At 70.5% G+C, this 3,508-nt stretch carries 4 protein-coding genes; 1 reads left to right on the forward strand and 3 read right to left on the reverse strand.

Going from position 1 to position 3,508, the window contains the following annotated elements:
* The first annotated feature begins 596 nt into the window (after nt 1-596).
* Complete coding sequence (locus tag ACFXJ8_RS43850) at nt 597-806, forward strand: hypothetical protein (RefSeq protein ID WP_379651492.1); 210 nt, start codon at nt 597-599, stop codon at nt 804-806.
* Nucleotides 807-1,071: 265 nt separating this feature from the next.
* Here ACFXJ8_RS43850 and ACFXJ8_RS43855 read toward each other — a convergent pair whose 3' ends face one another.
* From ACFXJ8_RS43855 to ACFXJ8_RS43865, 3 genes are all read right to left on the reverse strand, one after another.
* Entirely contained in the window at nt 1,072-2,382 is a 1,311-nt protein-coding gene (locus ACFXJ8_RS43855) for an FAD-binding protein (protein WP_379651493.1), read from the reverse strand.
* A gap of 148 nt (nt 2,383-2,530) precedes the next feature.
* Complete coding sequence (locus ACFXJ8_RS43860) at nt 2,531-2,959, reverse strand: DUF4267 domain-containing protein (RefSeq protein ID WP_379651495.1); 429 nt, start codon at nt 2,957-2,959, stop codon at nt 2,531-2,533.
* Between the two features lie 45 nt (nt 2,960-3,004).
* On the reverse strand, nt 3,005-3,508 hold a 504-nt coding region (locus ACFXJ8_RS43865), incomplete at its 5' end, for a hemerythrin domain-containing protein (RefSeq protein WP_379651497.1).

Below are 3,508 nucleotides of genomic sequence, written 5' to 3' on the forward strand. Positions count from 1 at the left end.
CTGGCTACGACCCGCTCCCCGCCCCTTACGACCCCGACGGCCGTCGACACGCCGGCCGGGCGGTGGGGGGGGGGGGGGGGTCCGGCCCCGCACTGCGTGCTGCCGAGACCCCACGAGCGTCAGAGGTAGGAGGCGAAGGCGTCGGTGAGCATGTAGGTTCCGCTCTTCTTGGCCAGCTTGAGAGTGTGGAAGCCCGCGCCGACGCCATCGATGCGCAGCCTCGATGTGCTCCTCGGGAATGGCCGCCACCGCGACCCGGACGAGGTAGACGCCGACCGGGTTGACGCAGCTGGGCAGCAGGGCGGCCGGTCGCCGGGCCCTTGGTCCAGGGCGGCGGGCGGGGAGCTGGCGGGTTAGAACGCTCCAGCAGACTAACGGGCCTGAATGCCCTGCGCGGTGATGCCGGCGACGATGTCGGCCTGGGCCTTGTCTAGCGCTGGACAAAGGTTTGCCCATCGCTCACCGCGGTGCTCATGGCGTCACCGATCCTGGTGAACACGTCGGGCATCGACGGGCCCCACAGGAACTCGGTGTTGACAGATCCCAGATAGTCCGGCGATATCGGCTGTGCACACGGGCTGAGAGCAGCCCAAACCGTGCACGTCGCCTCGGCCACCGAAGTGCGCGCCGCGACCTGCACGGTATGGCCGACGCCCTCTACATCCAAGAATCTCGGCGGCATCATGCCGACTGTCGAGGAGGTCCTGGCCGGCCTCGGCAAGCTCGGCGGTCCGGAGACCGAGCCGCACTATCCGATGGGCTGGGCGTGGGCTGGCAACACCCCGTTTCAGTGGGTCAAGGTGTGACTTGGATTGCTTGATGGCGTGATTCTTTGAACGCTTTCTGTCGTCATTTTCGATCTTGCTGCGGGTGAAGGGTTGGCGGAGCGGGAGGTCACCGGTGCGCTGGCGGATCTGCTGATCGCCACGGTGCGCCGGATACCTCTCATTGTGTGAGTCCTTCCTGTGTGGGTGTGCCCCTTCACGGTGCTCGCGGCGGCATTTGTCACGTGGGTGTGGTGCGGCCCCGCCGCCCGGTGGGCGGAGGGGCCGTGACCTGCTGGGAAGCGATCTATCCGTGTACCGGGTAGTTCGCGCGGAACACGTTGTGCGGGTCACGGGCCCGCTTGATCTCCCGCAGCCGCGCGAGCGCGCTGCCGGAGAAGGACTGCGCCGCCGTGTCACCGGGCGACAGCAGGGTGTACGGCTTGCGGCCGCTGATGCAGGCCTTCAGGTCGGCCACGACCTCGGCCTGCTTGGCGCGCGTCGCGTCGGCCGTGTGCGGCAGGCCGAGACCCACCAGGCCGAGCAGGTACGGCTCGGCCACCGCGCCGCTCGCACCGGCCCCGCCGCCCGGCTCGGCGAGCGCCCCGCCCAGGTGCCTGATCTGCACGTTGATGAGCGGTTCGACCGGCTTGGCCAGCAGGAGCTCCACCGCGTCCGCGTCCAGGCCGGTGAGCAGCTCCGCACGAGCGATGGAGGGGGCCGGATCGGTGGGCTCGGCGGCGATGCCCCCCAGGTCGGCAACCGGGACGACGCCACGGCTGTCGGAGATCGCGCCCTCGATCTTGTCGATGCGCGCCAGCAGGTCCTCCCCCTGAGCCGCCTCACCCAGATAGGCCAGATCCAGCGTCACCATCGGCGGCGCGCCGGGTGGCTGGAGCCGGTTGATCCAGACACTGAGTTCACGCGGCGCCTCGGCGGTGATCTCCAGGAACGCGTCGTACACCTGCCTGGTCCGGTGCTCCGGCCAGATCACGCGCCCGCCGTACAGGACTGGCGCGGGATACAGCTCGAGTTCGAGGGCGGTCACCACCGCGAAGTCCCCGCCGCCGCCGCGCAGCGCCCAGAACAGCTCGGGATCGGACTCGGCGCTCACCCGGCTCGGCTCGCCGTCGGCGTCCACGATGTCGATAGCCCGCACGCTGTCGGAGGCGAAGCCGTACTTGCGGCTGAACCAGCCGACCCCGCCGCCCAGGGTGTAGCCGGTCACGCTGACCCCCGGCGCGCTGCCGGACAGGCCAGTCAGACCCAGCGGACCGGCCGCCGCCAGCACCTGCCCCCACTTCACGCCCGCGCCCACCCGGACCACGCGCTCCTGCGCGCGCACCTCCACCTCGTTCAGCGCTCCGGTACGCAACAGGATCAGGCCGTCCACCTCACCCGAGGCGCCATGCCCGCTCGGCTGCGCGGTCACCGTCAAACCCGCCCGCCGCGCGTAACGCACCAGCGCCGCCACGTCATCGGCATCCGCGGCCTCCACCACGGCCGCCACCGGCTGCCTGACGGTCAGATTCCACGCGGTGGCCGCCTGGTCAAAACCGTCGTCATCGGCCAGGAGCACACGCCCCTTGAGGACACCGCGCAAGTCGTTCATTGTCATCGTCGTCTCCCATGTCGAGTTGTCAGAAAATGCGAAGGAATACCGGGCCGCGCTACGGGAAGGACGGCGCCTTGACCGGCCCGGACAAGGACCACGCCGTGGCCGGGCCACGTGGTGGCTGGGCCACCCCCTTCGGGGCGTGCAGACGTCAGGCGGGCTGCGCGGCGGGCGGCGGGGCGGCGGCCTCCTGGACCTTGCTGGTCTCACGGAGGATCAGCAGGCCGGCGGCCACCATCAGTGCCGAGGTCAGGCCGTGGACGCCGAACGCGGTGGCCGTGGAGCCGTGGTGGGCCAGGACGGTGGTCATGTCGCCGAGCGGGGCGACGGCCTCCATCAGCAGGGCCCAGCCAAGGGCGCGGCGGTGGCCCGTCACCAGCAGGATGCCGAGGACCAGGCCCATCGCGATTTCGCGGCTGCCCTTCGCGATGAGGAAGCCGCCGCCGTCGCCAGCGGGCCAGTTCGGCAGGCCGAAGCCTGGAGCCAACGTCTCGGGGGTCAGGATGTAGGACGCCCCGAGGGAGATGACGAGCAGGGCAACGGCGGTGGCCAGGACGGTGTTGATGTTCTTCAGCGACATGGTTCTTCTCCTTGTTGACGTTCAGACTGGGTCGGGGGGCAGGGTTCAGCCGCGGACACGGCGGATGTGGCGGGCGTAGCGGGGGCGGCCAATCACATGCCAGATGACGCGGACCGGGGCGGGTAGGCCGCTGAGGACGGTGGCGCGCTCGGCCGGGTTCGCGTCTTCCAGGACGGCGCCGAAGAGCGTGAACAGGATGGGCTTGGGGGTGTTGTGCACCAGGTGGTCGCCCAGGCAGGCCCACTCCTGCTCGGTGATGTGCTTGGCCGCGAGCGGGAGGAGGGTGGCCTCCTCGTCGTCGAGGTGTTCCAGCAGGACCGCGCGGTGCTCGGAGAGGGCGGCCACCAGGGTGTCGCGTTCGTCGGCGCCCGCGGTGGCCTCCCAGGCGGGGAGCGCGGTGTCCAGCCTGCTCAGGGTGGCCGCGATGCGCTGGTGCTGGGCCTGCATGCGCAGCACGATGTCGGCCTCCAGGTCCACCCGGGACAGCAGCGGCGGCCACAGCAGCTCGTCCTCGCCCTCGTGATGGTTGTGCAGGCCCAGCCGGTAGAC

The organism is Nonomuraea sp. NPDC059194 (assembly GCF_042754765.1).
Taxonomy (GTDB): Bacteria; Actinomycetota; Actinomycetes; order Streptosporangiales; family Streptosporangiaceae; genus Nonomuraea.

Excerpts from the sequence above, each read along its gene's own strand:
- ACFXJ8_RS43855 (WP_379651493.1), bottom strand. The coding sequence starts at position 2,382 with ATGACAATGAACGACTTGCGCGGTGTCCTCAAGGGGCGTGTGCTCCTG.
- ACFXJ8_RS43860 (WP_379651495.1), bottom strand. The coding sequence starts at position 2,959 with ATGTCGCTGAAGAACATCAACACCGTCCTGGCCACCGCCGTTGCCCTG.